Raw genomic sequence first — 19,612 nt, forward strand, 5'->3', positions numbered from 1 at the left:
GAGACATTAGCCAGTACCTGATGGGCCACTACAACTGGATCCGACCCCATCACTTCAACGATGGACTGGCTCCGGCGAAAGCTGAAGAAAAACTCAAAACCGTGTCCGGGATGAGTTGACCACTACATAGGGAGGGAAAATCGGGAATGGGATGAACGGCCGAGTCATGACAGAACCAGGGGGCTAGAATGAGTGATGGCTCCTTTAACCTGTAGCAGGAAGCTGCAGCATTGCCATGGTGGATGTCATGTTCGAATGGGGTTGAGGGTCGGGTGGGGTCAACCGGAGGTTAGTGAAGGGCCATGCGCAGAGATAGGATTATGAATGGAACCCAAGCTTTTGAATTTCTGGGAAACGGGGGTTTGTGGGGATTTGACCGGAGGTATGTGGGATTAGACAGAACCGCCGGATAGGCATGGGCAATCACTATTTAACATAATATGCATTATGCGCATCATCATATGAAGCTACCGGGGCCGTGGGTGGGCAGATTTGGAGCCAGGCGCTGGCCTTCATCACACGCGGTGCAGTTCGGGCCTGGACCTCAGCGATGTAATTCACCACAAATTGATCCTGCGAGCCTCGTTGCTTGCAATCGCCAACCACGTTCGCCGACGTCCACCGCAGCAACCTCATCAGCGCCGGATTGGAAACTTTCAGCTAGTCCACTCGCACCGATACCGGCTGTTGGTGACACATCCCAATAACGTTCGAACGAACCTTACTTGCTATCCAGGGCCAAGGTCTTGCAAATCGCTGCGGGCATGACATAAAAAACGTCAACAAGTCGTGAGTGTCACGTCTTGTTTGGGTGGATTGTTGCCGATTGACTGCAGGTGCTGGTGAGCCGCTTTGAGTGCTAACACGTCGAGCTTCTGGGTTTCGCCGGACGTAACTCGGTGCTGATCAGGCACGGAAATAAAGCTTTTCAGCAGGATTTCCATACCGATCGCTGCAGTTACCATAGCCACATCAGGACGTTTCGGACGTCCACAAGCTCAGTGCTTGACCTATTTATGGGCGCTTTCAAGCGTCCAGCCTGGAAAGTGAGTCATTGAATGCGCTTCTTAATGGTGACCGCCGCCGAAGGTAGCCCACCAAATGAGCTACCCGGCTCACTTTTGAACGCTATCGTGAAAACGTAAGCGTTAGCGATCAAACATGAGCTACCCCTAGCTCAGCAGATCAGCTACCCTGCCCTTATGATATAAATTCAAGGAATAACTACACTAAATATTCATTTAGTTTAGTTATATTAGGTTGACCATGATCTACCAGCCCTAGCTACATGCTAACGGTGGTACCGCCTTGATTAAAATTACTTAGATCAAGGCGATTTCCCCCTCTATGTCAAACGACTCGTAAGCCTCTCGGGGAGCGCCAACGCCCCCTGCCCGGCTATCAACTTCAACTCACAATCGAATCCCTTTGGGCAATTACCAAACCTGGATCTTCGGCCAAAGACCGACACCCCGCTCTGCTTCAAACCTGCAGCGCCCGCGGCCTCAAGCTCCGTTGTTCTTCACCCGTCTCAACCGCAGGCTGCAGTTGGAAGTCAAAGCACAATTCGGCAAAACGCCCTTCCACGCCTCGTTTGGCCGCCAAGCCAGCGTCTTCGATGAACTTCACTTCGCCGACGAGCCCTTCGCGTGTGGCATAGGCAAAGTCATCCCACAGGTACTTATCCCCTGACAGGTTGATTTGCGTCGTCAGATGGCGGTACCCCGGTGCCGAGATGAAGTAGTGGATGTGCGCGGGTCGCTGCCCATGACGCCCGAGCAAGTCAAGGCACTCCTGAGTCGGCCCCTGCGGGTCACACCCATACCCCGAGGGCACGATACTGCGGGCACGGTAACGGCCTTCGGCATCGGTCACGATGCGGCGGCGAAGATTGAACGCCGACTGCGACTTGTCGAAGTACGAGTAGTTACCTTTGGTATTGGCTTGCCAGAGGTCAACGATTGCCCCGGCAATCGGCTTGCCTTGCAGGTCGATGACCTGGCCCTCGATGAACAACGTGGTGGCAACGCCGTCCTCCGAACCATCATCCATGCGTGCCTCGCCCTCGCACAGCGGGGCGCCGGCGACGTACAACGGCCCCTCGATGGTACGCGGGGTGCCGCCGGTGTGGCCGACCTGTGCGTCCCGGGCGTCGTTGAGCAAGTCCAGGAAATGCTCGAGGCCCAAGCCGGCGATCAGCAGCGCGGCCTCTCCACGGCCACCCAGGCGGTTGAGGTAATCGATGGCGCGCCAGAATTCGTCATCGGTGATCTCGAGGTCTTCGATCAGGCGTGCGCTGTCCTGCAGGATGCGCAGCAGGATCTGCTTGACCCGAGGGCTACCCTGATCGTTATCCAACCCGGCAGCTTGTTTGAAGAACGCCTGCAGGTCGGCGGTTTGGGAAATTTTGACAGTCATGATGGGATCCTCATCTTGTTCTTATGATTCACAACAGCGAGCGTGGCGACGCTTAGCGATCATCTTCATGAATCGACGAAGGATGGCGGCACAGGCCGGTCATTTCGATGTCCATGTAGGGGAACAAAGGCAGTTGCATGAGGGTGTCGTGCAGCGCTTCGACACTGTCCACATCGAACACACTGAAATTGGCGTAGTGGCCGGCGATGCGCCACAGATGACGCCATTTCCCCTCACGCTGCAGGCGCTGGGCTAGTTCCTTTTCATCAGCTTTCAAGCGGGCGGCCACTTGCGGGTCCATGTCCACTGGCAGCTTTACAGTCATCTTTACGTGAAACAGCATTTGCCCAATCTCCTATAAAGGTTTCAAGTACGGCGGAATCTGGCCAGGCGCTCTTCATCGAGCGTCAGCCCCAGGCCCGGCGTGGCAGGAACGTGTAGCTGGAAGTCGCGGTACACCGGCGCTTGGGTCACGATTTCTTCGGTGAGCAGCAGCGGGCCGAAAAGCTCCGTGTGCCATTGCAGCTGATCCAGGGTGATGAACGCGTGTGCCGATGCCAGGGTGCCCACAGCCCCTTCCAGCATGGTCCCGCCATACAGCGCAATGCCGGCTGCCTGGGCGATCTGGGCCGTGCGCAGCACCGCGCGAGGGCCGCCATTCTTGGCGATCTTCAGCGCGAAGATGCTGGCAGCACCATCGGCCGCCAGGCTGAAAGCGTCCTCGACACTTTCGATAGATTCGTCCGCCATGATGGGCGCAGGGCTGCGCTGATTCAGGCGCACCTGCCCTCCCCGGTTGATCCGCGAAATCGGCTGTTCGATCAAGTCGATACCGTTTTCACCCAGCACCTGGCAGCCCTTGATGGCCTGCGACTCGCTCCAGTATTGGTTGACGTCGACACGGACGCTGGCGCGGTCGCCCAAGGCTTTCTTGATGGCCACCACATGGGCAAGGTCATGCTCCAGGGCGTTGGCACCAATTTTGAGTTTGAAGATGCGGTGGCGACGTTGCTCGAGCATACGCTCGGCTTCGTCGATGTCCTTGCCGGTGTCACCACTGGCCAGGGTCCAGGCCACTTCCAGCGCGTCACGCACCCGGCCGCCCAGCAACTCGCTGACCGGTAGCCCCAGGCGCTTGCCTTGGGCATCGAGCAACGCCGTTTCCACTGCAGAACGGGCGAATGTGTTGCCCTTGATGGCTTTGTCCAGGCGCTGCATTGCCGCGTTGATGTTCTCCGCGTCCTGGCCGATCAGCAAAGGCGCGAAGTAGCTGTCCAGGTTGCTTTTGATGCTTTCCGGGCTTTCGTTGCCATAGGCGAGCCCACCAATGGTGGTGGCCTCCCCGATACCCTCGATGCCATCGCTGCACAGCAAGCGAAGAATGACCAAGGTTTGGCCGCGCATGGTGTGCATCGCCAATTTGTGTGGCCGAATGGTCGGCAGGTCGACAATGATCGTCTCAAGGCGCTCGATCCGGGCTGCTGTCATTTCAGGTTCCATCTCGCAAGGTAGAGGTAAGGATCGCCAACAAGGCTTCAATACCCATAGGATCTTGTTTCGTGTACCTTAGGATCGAGCCAGGACATTCGTTGAGTCCAATATTGTTTCCATCTCTCACCATACCTGGGAGGTATTGTGGAGCTCAGGCATATTCGTTATTTCCAGGCCGTTGCGCAGACCCTGAATTTCACCCGCGCAGCAGAGCGCCTGCATATCGCCCAGCCGCCCCTGAGTCGGCAGATTCAACAATTGGAAGAGCATTTGGGCACCGCATTGCTGGAGCGCAGTCGACCGTTGCAGTTGACCGAAGCCGGCCGCTTTTTTTATGAGCAGAGCGGCACCTTGCTCAAGCAGCTTGAGCAACTGTGTGAAAACACCCGGCGCATAGGCCAAGGTCAACGCCAATGGCTGGGCATAGGATTCGCCCCGTCAACCCTGTATGCCGTGCTGCCGGAACTGATTCGAGAACTTCGGCGCGATGCAGACCTGGAACTGGGGCTGCAAGAGATGACTACGTTGCAGCAGATCGAGGCGCTCAAGAGCGGCCGCATCGATATAGGGTTTGGCCGGATTCATTTCGACGACCCGGCTATCCATCAGGAGGTGTTGCGTGAAGACCCACTGGTCGCGGTGTTACCCGTTGGGCACCACTTGATAGGCCAACCGATAACGCTGGAGCGTCTGTCGAAGGAACGCTTCGTACTCTACCCAGCCAACCCTCGGCCCAGTTACGCCGACCATGTAGTGGCGCTATTTGCCAACCATGGCATGGGCATCCAGGTATCCCAATGGGCTAACGAGTTGCAGACCGCCCTGGGTTTGGTGGCGGCAGGGCTTGGCATTACCCTTGTCCCCGCCTCGGTCCAGCAGCAGCACCGCGCCGACTTGACCTACGCAGGGCTGGAAGAAAGCGAAGCCGTCTCTCCAATTATCCTCAGTCGTCGCGCCAGTGACATCAGCCCGATCGTTCAGCGTTGCCTGGCAATCATCTCGACCATCAATTAATGACACCCTGCCCCACCTGGTAATGCTGGCAAAGTCGGCCGATAAAAACCGTGCTGCGGTCGTGATCCATCTGTCGGTTTTCCCATTACGCCGGCTGATCATCTGTCGCTCGATCGCACTCCAAACTGCATCTGACGCCAAGGAGAACCGAGATGAACCCACTAATGAAAGCGGGCGGCGGTAATGCCCAAGATGACTGGCCTGAACTGGATCCGGGCCAGTCTGGCGACCGCGTGGACGACCCAGATGCTGACCCGAATGTCACCGACGATGAAGAGCAGCATCCAGGCGTACCAGCAAGCGACCCCGAATCAGGCGCCTGACGCTAGGGAGCGGGCGAGAACCCGCTCCATTTCCCTCAACTGCTAATTGCAGAGTCACTGACCGGCTGGTTGGGTTTACCCCCAGACAGCCGCCAACTCACTGCGGTAATGCCATAGCGTTCAGCCATGGGTTTACTGACTTTCTTGATTTTTTCGCGGCCGAACTTAGGAATGATGCCAATACCCGCATCACAACTGGCCCAATGCCAGGCTTCGGTGTTATCCATCCGCTCCATGCGGATGATGAAACTGCGTGGCTGGCCATGCAGTTGGTAGTCAATGATATACAGCTGGGGATTAGGCATCACGGGGCCCTCCTCTTCTCCATGGATGACTCATTCATTGAGTGATGCCCATCGCGAAAGATTCAAAATAATTGTCCAACAATTTCTACCTGCCCCATCTCGCAAAGCAGCGGGTTAGGTGCATCGCCAAGTAGCAGGATTCCCTTGCGGCAGCGCCCCGCTGGTCATCGAAGCCTAGGCCGATGCGCGGATGCTTGAGTATCCCTGCGCGGGTGTGAGGCCGAGGCCGCTGGGAGTACCGACAGGCCTCGACGACGGCGACCCTTCAATTCGGCTGGCGCCCCCCGCCATGGCTGTTCTGCCCGCCCTTGCGGCCAGCTTGCGAGGCGCGCTCTCTATCATTGGCAAAGTTGCCACCCGACGCCTGCCCGCCCTTCTGGCCTGCACGGGAAGCCCGTTCACGGTCATTGGCAAAGTTGCCCGGGTTGGTTTCCTTGGTGCCGCCACGTTGTCCAGTGCGCTCTTGATCACGAGCCATGCCGTTTCTCCTTGCGATGGGATGGTGGGACGCATGAATCTCTGCCATGCCCTTTTTCCGAACCGCCGACGCACAGGAATGCTCAATTCGATCGTGGACAGCTGACCGGTGGCACGAAACACCGTCCGGGAAAATGTTTGCGTACCAGCCTATTTGCCCGTCCTCCGGGTGTCAGGCATGCACACTCCACTGGGTCACCTGCGAATCGATCGGCATTTCATCGACGGCATGAATCAGGCCGCTATCGAGTGCCTCCTGAGGGTCCAGTATCCGCGGGTAAGCCATCAGGTAGCGCTGAACGTCCAGCGTTTCGGCACTGCCTGCGGTTCTTTCGGCAACGATCTGGGCATATAGCCGCAAATCGTAATCCAGGCTCATCGCATATTCGGCCATACGCGCATGGTCGACCGCACCGTGTAATGTCCAGTGAAACGGGTGAAACAGGAACTTGCTCATCGCACAGGCGGTGCGGCGCTCGCCCGCCAGAAACAGGATGTTGCCCATCGATTCCACGGTGCCGAGATTGTGCGTGTGCACGGGTACCGGCAGGGCGCGCAGGAAGTTGTACAAGGTAAACCCATAGCTGCATTCGCCGCCCATCGTAGCGATGTTCAACTGAAGCACATCGCCCCCCTGGTGCATCACTTTGGAGCAGGTGCTGATCAGGTTGCCACAGGTGGACGAGTTGATCGGGCCGGTGAAGTGAATGATGTGTCGGGCCATGCTTACCTCCAATGTGGGGGTCATTCCCGTAGGGTGAACAGGCCTCCCTTTGCGCCAGCGCAAGGTGTTATTCAGGCCTGGTTTGCGGTGGAAACGTGAGCGGGTGCAAAGTTCCCTGGCGCGGGCCAGATCGCCACTGGTCAACCATCCTGAACCGTTTGAGGTCGCTGCGTGTCGCTAATAATGGGACAGCAATGAGGACCACAGTGTGAGCGAGATCCGCATCGGCATATCCGGATGGCGCTATGGCCCCTGGCGCAAGGACTTCTACCCCAATGGCCTGCGGCAGGATGATGAATTGGCTTTTGCCTCGCGCGCCGTTAACAGCATAGAGATCAACGGATCGTTCTATAGCCTGCAGACCCCGGAACGTTATGAGCGCTGGCGGGATGATACGCCGGACGACTTCGTCTTTTCAGTCAAAGGGCCCCGCTATATCACCCACGGGCGGCGCCTGAAGGACATCGAACAGCCCATGGCCAACTTCTTTGCATCTGGCCTTCTCTCGCTGGGCGAAAAGCTTGGGCCGATTTTGTGGCAGTTCCCCCCGAACATGAAATTCGACGCGGACCGCTTCGAGCGTTTCCTGGCGCTGTTGCCTCACGACCACCAGGCGGCGAACGCCTTCGCCCGTAACGGTGCAGAACGTTTACAGCACAGTGGCGGCAGCGCCATCGACGGCAATACCCGCTTGCGTCACGCGGTGGAAATTCGAAATGAGAGCTTTCTGTGCCAGACGTTCGTGCAGTTGCTGCGCAAGTACCGGGTGGCGCTCGTAGTCGCCGACAGCGCGGGCAAGTGGCCCTATGTCGAAGACCTGACCGCCGACTTCGTGTACCTGCGCCTGCATGGCGATGTCGAGCTATACAGCAGCGGCTACACCGCCCGCGCCTTGCGCCGTTGGAAGCAGCGTATCGAATGCTGGAGCCGCGGCGAGCAGCCGGACGATGCCCACCTGATCGTCGATCAGCCGCCACCCCGGCGTGCTTCACGGGATGTCTACTGCTACTTCGACAACGACCAGAAGGTACATGCCCCTTACGATGCACGCCGTCTTCTGGACAAGATGGATCTCAATGGCCACTTGGTGACAGAACCGGGTGTCACACCGCAGGTGGAACTGTGAACAAGACATTGCCTACACCTACCAGCGTCATCGACCGGATCACCACGGTGCATCGTCTCAATGTACTGACGATCAACGTGCACAAAGGCTTCACGGCGCTGAACCGGCGCTTCATCCTGCCTGAATTGCGCGAGGCGGTGCGCGCCACCGATGCCGATCTTGTGTTCCTGCAGGAAGTCCACGGCAGCCATGAGCACCATGCTCTGCGCCATGCCGAGTGGCCCGACACCCCGCAGTACGAATTTCTCGCAGACAGCATGTGGCCGCAGTTCGCCTACGGCCGCAACGCCGTTTACCCGCATGGTGACCATGGCAACGCGCTGCTGTCCAAATTCCCAATCGCCGAGCACCACAACCTCGATGTATCGATCCATGGCAACGAACAGCGCGGCCTGCTGCACTGCCGCCTGGACGTGCCAGGCCACGATTCGGTTCATGCCGTGTGCGTGCATCTGGGGTTGCGTGAAGCCCACCGCCAGCGCCAGGTCAGCCTGCTGCTCGACTTGCTCGACAGCTTGCCTGCCGACGCACCTGTGATTGTCGCCGGGGACTTCAACGACTGGCGCCTCAAGGCCGATGCCGTGCTCTCGCAACGCCTCGTGGAAGCGTTCGGAGAGCACTTCGGTAGCCCTGCCCGCAGCTTTCCGGCGCGCTTGCCGCTGCTGCGGCTGGACCGTATCTACTTGCGCAATGCCAAACCAAGCAAGGCGCAAGTGCTGTCTCATTATCCCTGGTCACACTTGTCTGACCATGCACCGTTGGCTGCGGAGATCGATCTGTGAACAAACCTTGGGTAGACGGCAACAGCGTCGAGCTGTTGATCAATGGGGAAGGCTATTACCCGCGTGTGTTCGAGGCGATGGCCCAGGCGCGCGAAGAGATTCTGCTGGAAACGTTCATCATCTTCGACGACAAGGTCGGCCAACAGCTGCAGCGGGTGCTGATCGAGGCGGCGCGCCGCGGCGTACGGGTGGAGCTGGCGGTGGACGGTTACGGCACAGCCGACCTGCCGGATGCGTTCATTGCGGCCATGACAGAAGCAGGTGTGCGGTTTCACGCATTCGACCCGCAACCGCGGGTGGCCGGCATGCGGACCAACTTGTTCCGGCGCCTGCACCGCAAGATCGTCGTTATCGATGGCGAGCTGGCGTTCATTGGCGGGATCAACTACAGCGCCGATCACCTTGGCGATTATGGGCCGATGGCCAAGCAGGATTATGCGGTGCAAGTGCGCGGGCCGGTGGTGGCGCAGCTGCACGCCTCCAGCCGCCAGCTGATGGCCCCGGTGCTTGAACCGCGTAGCCAGGTGCGCCCGCTTACCCAGCCCGCTGGCCAAATCAGCGCTGTGCTGGTCGAACGGGACAACACGCGCCACCGCAGCGATATCGAGGCCTGCTACCTGCAAGCCGTGCGCGCGGCACGTCAACGCATCGTGGTTGCCAATGCCTACTTCTTTCCCGGTTACCGCCTGTTGCGTGAATTGCGCAATGCGGCGCGCCGCGGTGTACAGGTCACTCTGATCCTTCAGGGCCAGCCGGACATGCGCTGGGTCCGCGCGCTGTCGCGGCTGCTGTACAACTACCTGCTGCGTGACGGCGTACGCATACACGAGTACTGCCAGCGCCCCCTCCACGGCAAAGTCGCGTTGGTGGACGATGAATGGTCGACGGTAGGCTCCAGCAACCTTGATCCGTTGAGCCTTTCGTTCAACCTCGAAGCCAACCTGCTGATACGTGATCGGGCATTCAACCAGCACCTTTACCAACACCTGACCTCGCTCGCCAGCGACCACTGCAAGGCGGTGACGCTGGAGCGCATGATCCGTGGCTACTGGTGGCGGGCGCCGCTGATCTTCATCGGCTTCCACCTCACCCGCTACTTCCCGCGCATTGCCGGCTGGTTCCCGGCGCACCGGCAACGCCTGAAATCTGTCCAGCCTGAAGTTCAGGCCCAGGGCGACCTGCACGAGGGCAATACCTGATGAAGCACAAAGACTGGCATATCTGGGGCAAGCGCCTGCTGACCCTGTTGTTCATCGTGCTGATTCCGGCGCTGCTGTACATGCTGGCGCGCAACCTTGACTGGAACGAGGTTCGCCAGTCACTGGTCGACTACAAGCCAAGCACCTTGATTATCGGCTTGGGTCTGGCGGTGTGCAGTTACCTCACATTCGCCAGCTACGACCTGCTGGCACGCGCCTATACCGGCCACCACCTGCCGGCGCGGCAGGTGCTGCCGGTGGCCTTCGTCTGCTATGCCTTCAACCTCAACTTCACGACCTGGGTCGGCGGCGTTGCCTTGCGTTATCGGCTATATGGGCGGTTGGGCCTGGACACCGGCACCATCACCAAAATCCTGACCCTGGGGCTGCTGACCAACTGGATGGGCTACATGCTGTTGGCCGGTACGGTGTTCGCCTTGCGCCTGGTCAAGTTGCCGGAAAGCTGGGCGGTGGGTGTGACCGGGCTGCAGTTGATCGGTTTTCTGCTGCTGGCTGTGGCGCTGGCCTATCTATTGGCTTGCGGTTTTGCCAAGCGTCGTACCTGGCGTGTGCGCGACCATGAAATCACCCTGCCCTCGATGCGCCTGGCGCTGTGCCAGGTGGCGCTGGGTGCCAGCAACTGGGCATTGATGGCCGCACTGATTTACTGGCTGCTGCCCGGTGACCTGTTCTATCCCTCGATACTCGGCATCTTGTTGATCAGCTGCGTGGCTGGCGTTGTCGCCCATATACCCGCCGGGCTGGGTGTGCTCGAAGCCGTGTTCCTGGCGCTGCTGCACGGCCAACTGGGCCAGGGCAGCCTGGTGGCAGCATTGCTGGGCTACCGTACCCTCTACTACCTGATCCCGCTGCTGCTGGCGGTGATTACCTACCTGGTACTGGAAAAACGCGCCCGCGCCATGCGCCAACGCGGTGAAGCGACCCTACGCAAGACTTGACCACGGGCCCTGAGCCCGGGAGGTGGCAAATGCGTTTATCCCTGCTGGTGGTGGTGCTGGGCGGCCTGGCCAGCACAGAGGTGCTGGCTGAAGCGTGCGAAGTGATCACGCGGTCCTCCAGCGAAGCGGTCAAGGCCGTTGAGGGACGGACCTGCTACAGCTTCAGCGACATGCCGGCTGAAGCGATCAATTGGTCGTGCAGCAATGAAAGTAAAGCGATGCTCAGCACCGAGAAGCGCAAGGTGCCGCGCTGCGCCGATGGCAGTGTGGGTAGCTGCATCGCACCGTTGACCCAGGAAACCCTCGCCAACCCGAAATCGGCAGGGCGTGACGAGCCCTCCACAAGCCCGGCGCTGCCCAAGGAAGCCCGGGTGATGACGTACTACTACGACACCCCAAGCCTTGGGCAGGCCCGTGCCGATTGCGAGCGTAATAACGGTATCTGGCAGACCCACTGAACGCCAGGCACAGCCGCGCCCCAGAAGCCAGTATGGCAAGCTCCTGGAGCGTGTGCTGCAGCAGAGGTCGAGCTATTCAAGCGGTCACGGGGAAATCGGGTCGCTAGCCGGGAAAGTTTCATCCAAGGCATTGTCAACCTTGTTCTCATTGGGCTGGGCCGCTTCACCGCACTTGCAATCACTCATGCGGCACGGCTCACCATTGCGGTGCCCGGATGCACAGGCCTCACAGCAATAGGCCTTGTCATTCTGCATGCGGGCATTCTCGTCCACCGTGCACGAACAGTTCGCACAGGCGCATCGTCGCTCATTCATCATCATTTCCTCGGCTCGTTATCAACCACTTCATCAGTCCAGGGTTCGCCGTCCAGCGGCGCCGACCGTGCCAGCTCGGCTTCGTCCAAGCCAATGCCACCTCCGATCTCCTGCTCATCGACTTCACGCAGGCTCTGATCCGCCGGGCCTTCGTCATCACCAGGCTCGTAGGGGTCGCGCGCGCCGGTCTCATCCAGCAGGGTGCCAGGGCTCAGGTCGTCGTCGGTGACGTTGTCTTCATGCACGCTGTCGGTCAGTGTCTCACCGCCGGTCATGCCGCTTTCTGCGACGCGACGCGCCGGGAAGTCCTTCGCCACTTCAGCGGCTGGGCGTTGATCCCCTATACGCCCCTCCGGGCGGTCACTGAAGTCCAGCTCGTGCACGCTGCCCATGCGGTCCTCGGTGTCATCGATTTCGCTGGGGGTGTAAGGCTGACGATCATCGGGTCGGCTCATTTGGGCTCTCCATCACAGGTGTGTTCGGTCGACTGTGAGTGGGCCTGGAAAATTCAGAGTTTTTTGCCCGCCCGCGGGCAATCGATTTTTTGAACTCCCGCCCTGCCCGCTGCCTCCCAAATGAGAGACAGCCACCCCTGGGAGCCTTAGATGAAGGCCAAGCCCCTGCAGGAATATGAGCGCAAGCGCGACTTCAATGCCTCGCCCGAACCCAGTGGCAAGCGCGGCCGTGCGAAACGTAACCATGCCCTGCAGTTCTGCATTCAGAAGCACGACGCCAGCCACCTGCACTACGACTTCCGGCTCGAACTGAACGGTACGCTGAAAAGCTGGGCCATCCCCAAAGGGCCCTCCCTGGACCCCAAGGTGCGGCGCCTGGCGGTGCATGTAGAGGATCACCCGCTCGATTACGCCGATTTCGAAGGCAATATCCCCCAGGGGCACTATGGCGCCGGCGATGTGATCGTCTGGGACCGTGGCATTTGGGAGCCAGAAGGCGACGCGGACCAAGCCTACAGCAAGGGCAAGCTGCGCTTTCGCTTGAAGGGTGAAAAGCTCAATGGCGTGTGGAACCTGTTCCGCACCCGTCTTTCAGGCAAGAAAGAGCAGTGGATGCTGGTCAAGTCCGCCGATGCACAGGCACGCAGCGAGGCCGACTACAGCATCGTCGAGGCGCAGCCTGACAGCGTGATCAGCGATCGTACGCTCGTGCCGCGGCAAAGTCCCAGCGCCAAACCTGCCAAGGTGCCCAAGCGCAAATCAAGCGGCGCTGGCAAGAAAACAGCCTTGCCCGGGCAACTGCAACCGCAGCTGGCGACCCTGGTCGACTCACCTCCCGCTGGCGACTGGCGCTATGAGGTCAAGTTCGACGGCTATCGTGTGCTCGCCCGTATCGATGGCGAAGACGTGCGCCTGTTCACCCGTAACGGCCACGACTGGAGCCACAAAATGCCCCGGCAGGTGGCTGCGCTGCGTGCTTTGGGCCTGGACAGCGCTTGGCTGGACGGCGAGATGGTGGTCAACGGCGAGAACGGCGTGGCCGACTTCCAGGCATTGCAGAATGCCTTCGATACCGAGCGCGACGAGCAGATCGTCTACTACCTGTTCGACCTGCCCTTCCTGGGTGGCCAGGACCTGCGCGCGTTGCCTCTGGAAGACCGGCGCAAAGCTTTGAGCGAACTGCTTGAGCATGATCAGTCCGATGTTCTGCAATTTTCCGCCGACTTCGAGCAGCCGGTCGAGTCGCTCCTCGACAGCGCCTGCCGCCTTGAACTCGAAGGGTTGATCGGCAAGCGCGCCGGCAGCCCCTACACAGGGCGGCGCAGCGCGGACTGGATCAAGCTCAAGTGCAAGCAGCGCCAGGAGTTCGTCATCGTTGGGTTCACGGATCCGAAGGGGAGCCGCAGTGGCTTCGGTGCCCTGTTGCTCGCCCTTCATGACCCAGACAGCGGCGAGCTCCGTTATGCCGGAAAAGTCGGTACCGGCTTCAGCGCTACCACGCTTGAAAGTATTCATGCTCGCCTCAAGCCTTTGGAGATCCGCAAGCCAGCCCTGCCCCGGCCACCCACCGGGGCGGAAGCTCGGGGTGTTCACTGGCTCCAGCCAGAACTGATGGCCGAGGTCGCGTACGCGCAAATGACACGCGACGGCGTAGTACGCCATTCGGTTTTCCACGGGCTGCGCGACGACAAACCTGCCAGCGCCATCGACCTGGAGCGCGCCATGCCAGCCAAGACCCTGCCCAAAACCAGGCGTAGCAAAGCGCCAGAAGACCTGGGCGACCTGCGCCTGACGCATCCGGACCGGATCATCGACGCCAGCATTGGCGCAACCAAGCGCCAGATTGCCGAATACTATGCCGGCGTCAGCCAGTGGATCCTGCCGCAGCTCAAGGGCAGGCCGGTCGCGCTGGTACGGGCGCCGGAGGGCCTCAACGGCGAACTGTTCTTCCAGAAAAACGCCGACCAGCTGCATATCGCCAATGTGCTCAGCTACGACAAAGCCGAGGCCGGCCAGGCGGCGATGGTCATCAACCGCGCTGACACGCTACTGGGTGCCGTGCAGATGAACATGCTCGAGTTGCACACCTGGAATGCCACCGATAAGGACTTCGACAAGCCCGACCGCTTCGTGCTCGACCTCGACCCGGACCCGGCACTGCCCTGGAAGGCCATGATCGAAGCCACTCAGCTGGCCCTCACCCTGCTCGACGAACTGGGCCTGAAGGTGTTCCTCAAGACCAGCGGCGGCAAAGGCATGCACCTTGTAGTGCCGTTGACCCGCCGTGCGGGCTGGGACGAGGTGAAAGACTTCAGCCATGCCATCGTCAGTTACCTGGCCAAGCTGTTCCCCGACCGGCTGAGCGCAGTGTCCGGGCCGAAGAACCGGGTCGGGCGGATCTTCATCGATTACCTGCGCAACGGTAAAGGCGCCACCACAGCCTGCGCCTACTCCCTGCGGGCCCGGGAAGGCTTACCGGTGTCTGTGCCGATCTGGCGCGAGGAACTTGCCCAGCTCAAAGGCGCCAACCAGTGGCATATCGGCAACCTGCACGAACGCTTGGCCGAGGTCGATGACCCTTGGGCGGACATGGGCAAGACCCGACAGTCGATCACAGCGCGCATGCGCAAACAGATGGGGATGACATGAGCATCACTCAGGATGTTGACCTGAACACCCTCGATAGCCTGCTGCGTACGTTCAGCGAACGCGCGCAGCCTTTGAACCTGGACAACAAGCTGTCGCAACTGATGCAGGCGCTGAAGGCGGACCATCTCGACCAACTGCCGCTGCCGGGCCAAGGGCATACCTTGCAGCGCTGGCAGACGCTGGCGCGTATTGCCGGTTGCGACCTGGCGCTGGCCAAAGTGTACGAAGGCCATACCGACGCACTGGCGATCCTTGCCGAATGCGGCGCCGCACACCTGGCGGGCAACGCAATATGGGGCGTGTGGGCCGCCGAGCCCCCTGATGCGCGGGCTCGGATCATCGGTCGTGATGGCGACCAGGTGCGCCTTGCCGGCAGCAAGGCCTGGTGCTCAGGTGCCTTGCAGATCGACCGCGCGCTGATCACGGCCTGGGCCGAGGATGACGACCAGCCGCAGTTGGTAGCGATCGAACTGGCCCATCCCAGCCAGGGGGTGCAGGTCGATCATTGGCAAGCGGTGGGCATGGCGACGACCGCCAGCATTGAAATCACCTTCGAGGATGCGCCCGGGACCGCCGTAGGCCAACCCGGGCAGTACCTGTCGCGCCCCGGTTTCTGGCACGGCGGTGCGGGGATCGCTGCCTGCTGGTACGGCGCAGCGCAGGCGCTGGCCGATTACCTGCGTGAGCGTTGCTGCAAGCCAAACTCGGATCCCCACGCCCAGGCACACCTGGGGGCAGTGGATGCCGCGTTGTACGGTGCCCGTGCGGCACTGCGCGAATGCGCCACATGGATAGACCGCCAGCCCAACGCCGACGCCAGCTTCGAGGTACGCCGCGTGCGTGCCCAGGTAGAGCAGGCTGTAGAGCAGGTGATCCACCATGTGGGGCGTGCGCTGGGCGCAACGCCGTTCTGCCGCAGTAGCCACTTTGCACGGCTGAGCGCCGACCTCCCGGTCTTTCTGCGCCAAAGCCATGCAGAACGTGACCTGGCCGCACTTGGCCAACAGCTGGCCTTGGTGCCGGCAGGAGCCTGGCAACTATGAGTGAGAACCTGATCAAGGCCAGTGAAGGCAGGCCGTGGGCCGAGTGGCAGCAGTCTGCACACCTGGCGCGGGCGAGCTGGATCACGCCGGACCAGTTGCTACCCGCAGGCCGGCGCTTGGTACTGCTGGCGCCCCACCCCGATGACGAGATCCTCATGGCCGGTGGACTGTTGGCCGGGCTGCACGGCCGCGAACAGGACGTGCTGCTGATCTCCGTCACCGATGGTGAAGGAAGCCACCCAGAATCGGCGACCTGGACCGAGCACCGCCTGCGCCGTCAACGGCCACTTGAAAGCCGGCACGCCCTGCAGCAGCTGGACCTGGACCTCAACCGGCTGGACTGGCGGCGCCTGCACCTCAAGGACGGGGCGCTGTCACGTGACGAAGCGTTCCTGGTCAATCACCTTAACCAACTGCTCAAGCCCGATGATGTGCTGATGACTACCTGGCGCGGCGACGGCCACTGCGACCACGAAGCGCTTGGCCGGGCGGCAGCGCAGGCTGCCCTGGCGCGCCAGGTGCAACTGGTGGAGGTGCCTGTGTGGGCCTGGCATTGGGCACAGCCTGACGACCCGCGCCTACCCTGGCAACGGGCACATCGCATCGAGCTGGACGAAACACGGGTTGCGCGCAAGCGTCAGGCCTTGGCGGCGTATCACAGCCAGCTGGAGCCCGACCAAGGGCGGGCGCCGGTGCTGCCTGCCGACCTGCTCGATTGCATGCTGCAACCCTTCGAACTGGTATTCCTGTGAAGGAGTTGTCATGAGTATCGATGCGCAATATTTCGCCGACCTGTATTCCAGCAATGACGACCCCTGGGCGTTTCGCACACGCTGGTACGAACGTCGCAAGCGTGACCTGCTGATGGCCAGCCTGCCGCGCCAGTGCTACCAACGGGTCTTCGAACCCGCCTGTGCCAATGGCGAGCTGAGCGCAGCGCTGGCCGATCGCTGTGCCGAGCTGCTGTGCCAGGACCTTGACCCTACTGCAGTTGCCCTGGCCCGTCAGCGCCTGGCGGGGTTGCCCAATGCTTCGGTCGTCGCTGGCCGCTTGCCGGCGGACTGGCCGGGCGGCAGCTTCGACCTGATCGTACTAAGCGAAGTGGGTTACTACCTGAACCCTACCGACTGGTTGCAGGTGATCGAGCAGTCGGTTGCGAGCCTGACCTATGACGGTGGCCTGCTGGCCTGTCACTGGCGCCATCCGATCGCAGGCTGCCCCCAGAATGGGCGTGAGGTGCACCAGCTGTTGGCCAAGCATGTACCGTTGTACCCGGTGTTTCGCCATGAAGAGGCGGACTTTTTGCTGGAATACTGGTCAGCCGAGCCCAGCGTGGTCGACCTGGACGAGACATGCTCATGATTGCCGTCGTCATTCCTGCCCATAACGAGGCGCGACGGCTGGGGCGCTGCCTCAAGGCCATGGCAGCGGCGGTAGCCTTGGCCGAGCATGCAGGGCATCAGGTTGAAGTGTTGGTGGTGCTGGACCGTTGCCGTGATGCCAGTGCGGCGGTGGCCGCGCGCTTCGGTGTACGCACGCTGGCGGTGGAAGCTGGCAGTGTCGGCATGGCCCGCCGGCTTGGCGCGGCGCTGATGCTGGAGCGCGGCGCCCAGTGGCTGGCCTGTACCGATGCCGATAGCCAAGTGCCCTCGCACTGGCTCCTGTGGCAACTGGCGTGCACTGCCGAGGTGGTCTGCGGCACAGTACATATCGAACACTGGCAGCCGTGGCAGCGTGCGGCGCTGCGCAAGCTCTACCGCAGCGGGTATCAGGCCTGTGAAGGCCACCGGCATATTCATGGGGCCAACCTGGGGGTCTGTGCCCGCGCTTATGAACGTGTGGGCGGCTTTCAACCGCTGGCGGCGCACGAGGACGTCCAGCTGGTCCGCGACCTGGAGGCCAGCGGCGCGCAGATCGTCTGGACAGCCAAGCACAGTGTTGCGACCAGCAGCCGAAGGGACAGCCGGGCGCGTGAAGGGTTTGGGGATTTTCTGGCAGGGCTGCAGGTGCGTTTGGGCGGTTGATCAGCTGGACCACGCTCTTCGGAATTCTTCAGATAGAGCGCCGCGTGGATGGCGCTCTATCTGAATGATGCTGTGCTAACAAGGCAGGCAACCCGCCCAAGCCTTCATGAAGCTTTACGCGTACGCTTGGCAGGTTTCTTTTCGGCAGGTGCTTTTTTCGCAGCTTTGCCGCCGAGGCTGCGCTTGAGCAGTTCGGTAAGGTCGATGATATCGGCGCTTTTTTCGGCTTCGCCCCCCTCGCCCTTGTCCACCACACTGATCTTGCCTTTGCTGGCCTTCTCTTCCACCAGGTCCATGATGGTCTGGCGGAACGCATCATGGTAGTCGTCCGGAGCCCACGAACCGCTCATGTCCTCGACCAGGCGCTTGGCCATGGCCAGTTCGCGCTTGTCGAGCTTGGTGTCGGTCACGCTTTTGTCCAGCTCCAGCGTATCCAGCCCCCGTACCTCCTCCGGCCAGCGCAACGTGATCATCACCAACGCATCGTCCAGCGGCCGCAGCAATGCCAGGTGTTGACGTGTGTGCAACACCACGGTGGCAAGCGCCACCTTGCCAGTGCTCTGCAGTGTTTCGCGCAGCAAGGCGTAGACGTTGCCGCCGCGGCGGTCCGGGCTCAGGTAGTACGGCGTATCGAACTGCTGCAGCGGTATTTCGCTGGCAGCCACGAACGAAAAGATATCGATCGTCTGGGTCGCTTCTGGGCGCGCCTTGCGGATCTCTTCTTCGCTGATCACGACATAGCGGCCTTTCTCGTACTCCACGCCCTTGACGATGTTGTCCTTGTCGATTTCCTTGCCGGTTACCTTATTGATCCGTTTGTAGCCGACCGGCTCCATGCTGCGCTTGTCCAGCCAGTCGAAGTCCACGCGCTCGGTGCGCACCGCCGTGTTCAGTGATACCGGGATATGCACCAGGCCGAAACTGATCGCACCTTTCCAGATTGCCCTGGCCATGACGTGCCTCCTAGGGTTGCAGGGGATGACCGGGCTGGCAGTAGCGCAGCGCGCCACAACGCTCGCAAAGCTGGCACTGCAGCCCGGGCACTTCGGGTTTGACCATGGCACGCCAATGGCAGCCACGCAGTAGGCAGACAAAGGTCATCAGCCACCTCCTCGGCCCGCAAATGTCGGGCACTTACCTGAAATGACTGCGCGGCGGGCGGAAGGTTTAGCCCAAGTGCCCTACGGTTTTGCTGCCGACACTGGCTTGGCCGGCATGCCTGATCAGGTTTCGCTGTTGAACAGCACACGCTTGAACGCCGCGGCGGCCAGATGCACCTGCACGGACCAGTCCTGGGCCGCATCGCTGCCGGCATCATCGGAAATGTATTTCAGGCACACGAACGGAATGCCTTCATTACGGGCGATCAACGCTAAAACGTAGGCTTCCATGTCGACGATGTCGTAGGGCGCATCTCCGTGGCTGACCTCAAAGCTGTCGCCACTGCCGCAAGTGCCCAGTGGCAGCCCCTCTATCGCGTGGCCATGTTCGAGCAGCACCGGAACGTCCGACAGCGGCGTCTGGTAGCGGGCGAAGCCCAGCGCGGTCACATCCATGTCGCGTTGCACGAAGCGCGTGCAGCACACCACCTCCCCCTTGCCGTACCGCTGGCTGCCTGCCGACCCAAGGTTGACGATCAGTTTGGGCCGCTGGCGCTCAATCGCCTTGGTCAGGGCGATGGCAGCATTGACTTTGCCGATGCCGGTGAACACGGTATGGACGTCAGCGAATACGCTGCCGGCTTCCGCCTCAAGGGCAAATACGAACAGGGTGTCGGCCAAGGTAATGGCGGGAAATTGCTGGGTCAGCATCATGGCGCAGGGCGTTCCGAATGGCTTGCTAAGGGCGCT

The 19,612-nt window shown here is 60.9% G+C and carries 23 protein-coding genes; 12 read left to right on the forward strand and 11 right to left on the reverse strand.

Annotation, left to right across the window (positions count from 1 at the left end):
* Positions 1-1,482: 1,482 nt before the first annotated feature.
* The 3 genes from catA to JNA92_RS03870 are packed head-to-tail and all read right to left on the reverse strand — an operon-like array spanning position 1,483 to position 3,906.
* The gene (gene catA / locus JNA92_RS03860) at positions 1,483-2,418 is read right to left on the reverse strand and encodes a catechol 1,2-dioxygenase (RefSeq protein ID WP_241803409.1); all 936 of its coding nucleotides are present in this window, start codon (positions 2,416-2,418) and stop codon (positions 1,483-1,485) included.
* 52 nt (positions 2,419-2,470) lie between these two features.
* Positions 2,471-2,761, reverse strand: coding sequence for a muconolactone Delta-isomerase (gene catC / locus JNA92_RS03865; RefSeq protein ID WP_241803410.1), 291 nt, complete (start codon positions 2,759-2,761; stop codon positions 2,471-2,473).
* A gap of 23 nt (positions 2,762-2,784) precedes the next feature.
* Positions 2,785-3,906, reverse strand: coding sequence for a muconate cycloisomerase family protein (locus JNA92_RS03870; RefSeq protein ID WP_241803411.1), 1,122 nt, complete (start codon positions 3,904-3,906; stop codon positions 2,785-2,787).
* A 147-nt stretch (positions 3,907-4,053) separates the two neighbouring features.
* On the opposite strand from JNA92_RS03870, the gene JNA92_RS03875 reads away from it, so the two are divergent.
* Together JNA92_RS03875 and JNA92_RS03880 are read left to right on the forward strand one after the other, a co-directional pair.
* The gene (locus tag JNA92_RS03875; protein WP_241803412.1) at positions 4,054-4,923 is read left to right on the forward strand and encodes a LysR family transcriptional regulator; all 870 of its coding nucleotides are present in this window, start codon (positions 4,054-4,056) and stop codon (positions 4,921-4,923) included.
* A gap of 152 nt (positions 4,924-5,075) precedes the next feature.
* Positions 5,076-5,246, forward strand: coding sequence for a hypothetical protein (locus JNA92_RS03880; RefSeq protein WP_241803413.1), 171 nt, complete (start codon positions 5,076-5,078; stop codon positions 5,244-5,246).
* 35 nt (positions 5,247-5,281) lie between these two features.
* Here JNA92_RS03880 and JNA92_RS03885 read toward each other — a convergent pair whose 3' ends face one another.
* The 3 genes from JNA92_RS03885 to JNA92_RS03895 form a co-directional block, all read right to left on the reverse strand.
* Positions 5,282-5,551: a DUF6555 family protein gene (locus JNA92_RS03885; RefSeq protein WP_241803414.1), complete on the reverse strand. Its 270-nt coding sequence runs from the start codon at positions 5,549-5,551 to the stop codon at positions 5,282-5,284.
* 265 nt (positions 5,552-5,816) lie between these two features.
* Entirely contained in the window at positions 5,817-6,029 is a 213-nt protein-coding gene (locus JNA92_RS03890; RefSeq protein WP_046786214.1) for a general stress protein, read from the reverse strand.
* Positions 6,030-6,200: 171 nt separating this feature from the next.
* Positions 6,201-6,752 (reverse strand): ATP-dependent Clp protease proteolytic subunit, encoded by a 552-nt coding sequence (locus tag JNA92_RS03895; protein ID WP_241803415.1) that lies wholly within the window; start codon positions 6,750-6,752, stop codon positions 6,201-6,203.
* 208 nt (positions 6,753-6,960) lie between these two features.
* On the opposite strand from JNA92_RS03895, the gene JNA92_RS03900 reads away from it, so the two are divergent.
* Genes JNA92_RS03900 through JNA92_RS03920 form a run of 5 tightly spaced genes read left to right on the forward strand, consistent with a single transcriptional unit; the run spans position 6,961 to position 11,276 of the window.
* The gene (locus JNA92_RS03900; RefSeq protein WP_241803416.1) at positions 6,961-7,878 is read left to right on the forward strand and encodes a DUF72 domain-containing protein; all 918 of its coding nucleotides are present in this window, start codon (positions 6,961-6,963) and stop codon (positions 7,876-7,878) included.
* Positions 7,875-8,660, forward strand: coding sequence for an endonuclease/exonuclease/phosphatase family protein (locus JNA92_RS03905; RefSeq protein WP_241803417.1), 786 nt, complete (start codon positions 7,875-7,877; stop codon positions 8,658-8,660). The genes JNA92_RS03900 and JNA92_RS03905 overlap by 4 nt, the downstream gene beginning before the upstream one ends.
* Positions 8,657-9,859 carry a cardiolipin synthase ClsB gene (gene clsB / locus JNA92_RS03910; protein WP_241803418.1) on the forward strand — a complete coding sequence of 401 codons (1,203 nt, stop codon included), beginning with the start codon at positions 8,657-8,659 and terminating at the stop codon, positions 9,857-9,859. The genes JNA92_RS03905 and clsB overlap by 4 nt, the downstream gene beginning before the upstream one ends.
* A complete protein-coding gene (locus JNA92_RS03915; RefSeq protein ID WP_241803419.1) occupies positions 9,859-10,818 on the forward strand; it encodes a lysylphosphatidylglycerol synthase domain-containing protein in 960 nt (319 codons plus the stop codon). The genes clsB and JNA92_RS03915 overlap by 1 nt, the downstream gene beginning before the upstream one ends.
* A gap of 29 nt (positions 10,819-10,847) precedes the next feature.
* Positions 10,848-11,276, forward strand: a complete 429-nt coding sequence (locus JNA92_RS03920; RefSeq protein ID WP_241803420.1) for a hypothetical protein — start codon at positions 10,848-10,850, stop codon at positions 11,274-11,276.
* An 84-nt stretch (positions 11,277-11,360) separates the two neighbouring features.
* Here JNA92_RS03920 and JNA92_RS03925 read toward each other — a convergent pair whose 3' ends face one another.
* Both JNA92_RS03925 and JNA92_RS03930 read right to left on the reverse strand, forming a co-directional pair.
* A complete protein-coding gene (locus tag JNA92_RS03925) occupies positions 11,361-11,591 on the reverse strand; it encodes a metallothionein (RefSeq protein WP_241803800.1) in 231 nt (76 codons plus the stop codon).
* A 2-nt stretch (positions 11,592-11,593) separates the two neighbouring features.
* Positions 11,594-12,046: a phosphotransferase system, HPr-related protein gene (locus tag JNA92_RS03930; RefSeq protein WP_241803421.1), complete on the reverse strand. Its 453-nt coding sequence runs from the start codon at positions 12,044-12,046 to the stop codon at positions 11,594-11,596.
* 150 nt (positions 12,047-12,196) lie between these two features.
* On the opposite strand from JNA92_RS03930, the gene ligD reads away from it, so the two are divergent.
* From ligD to JNA92_RS03955, 5 genes are read left to right on the forward strand one after another with little or no spacing between them, the layout of a single operon-like run.
* Entirely contained in the window at positions 12,197-14,695 is a 2,499-nt protein-coding gene (ligD, locus tag JNA92_RS03935) for a DNA ligase D (protein ID WP_241803422.1), read from the forward strand.
* A complete protein-coding gene (locus tag JNA92_RS03940; protein ID WP_241803423.1) occupies positions 14,692-15,738 on the forward strand; it encodes an acyl-CoA dehydrogenase family protein in 1,047 nt (348 codons plus the stop codon). The genes ligD and JNA92_RS03940 overlap by 4 nt, the downstream gene beginning before the upstream one ends.
* Complete coding sequence (locus tag JNA92_RS03945; RefSeq protein ID WP_241803424.1) at positions 15,735-16,490, forward strand: PIG-L deacetylase family protein; 756 nt, start codon at positions 15,735-15,737, stop codon at positions 16,488-16,490. The genes JNA92_RS03940 and JNA92_RS03945 overlap by 4 nt, the downstream gene beginning before the upstream one ends.
* Positions 16,491-16,500: 10 nt before the next feature.
* A complete protein-coding gene (locus JNA92_RS03950) occupies positions 16,501-17,100 on the forward strand; it encodes a class I SAM-dependent methyltransferase (protein WP_241803425.1) in 600 nt (199 codons plus the stop codon).
* On the forward strand, positions 17,097-17,762 hold the full coding sequence (locus tag JNA92_RS03955) for a glycosyltransferase (protein ID WP_241803426.1): 666 nt from the start codon (positions 17,097-17,099) through the stop codon (positions 17,760-17,762). The genes JNA92_RS03950 and JNA92_RS03955 overlap by 4 nt, the downstream gene beginning before the upstream one ends.
* A gap of 104 nt (positions 17,763-17,866) precedes the next feature.
* Here the strand turns inward: JNA92_RS03955 and JNA92_RS03960 are convergent, their stop codons facing one another.
* The 3 genes from JNA92_RS03960 to JNA92_RS03970 all read right to left on the reverse strand — a co-directional run bounded on the left by JNA92_RS03960 (position 17,867) and on the right by JNA92_RS03970 (position 19,576).
* Positions 17,867-18,715, reverse strand: a complete 849-nt coding sequence (locus tag JNA92_RS03960) for a Ku protein (protein ID WP_241803427.1) — start codon at positions 18,713-18,715, stop codon at positions 17,867-17,869.
* A 10-nt stretch (positions 18,716-18,725) separates the two neighbouring features.
* A complete protein-coding gene (locus JNA92_RS03965; RefSeq protein ID WP_241803428.1) occupies positions 18,726-18,863 on the reverse strand; it encodes a PSPA7_2676 family Cys-rich small protein in 138 nt (45 codons plus the stop codon).
* Between the two features lie 122 nt (positions 18,864-18,985).
* Positions 18,986-19,576, reverse strand: a complete 591-nt coding sequence (locus tag JNA92_RS03970; RefSeq protein ID WP_241803429.1) for a 5'-methylthioadenosine/S-adenosylhomocysteine nucleosidase — start codon at positions 19,574-19,576, stop codon at positions 18,986-18,988.
* Positions 19,577-19,612 lie beyond the last annotated feature (36 nt).

It is taken from the genome of Pseudomonas putida, assembly GCF_022627325.1.
In the GTDB taxonomy this organism is placed as follows: domain Bacteria; phylum Pseudomonadota; class Gammaproteobacteria; order Pseudomonadales; family Pseudomonadaceae; genus Aquipseudomonas; species Aquipseudomonas putida_X.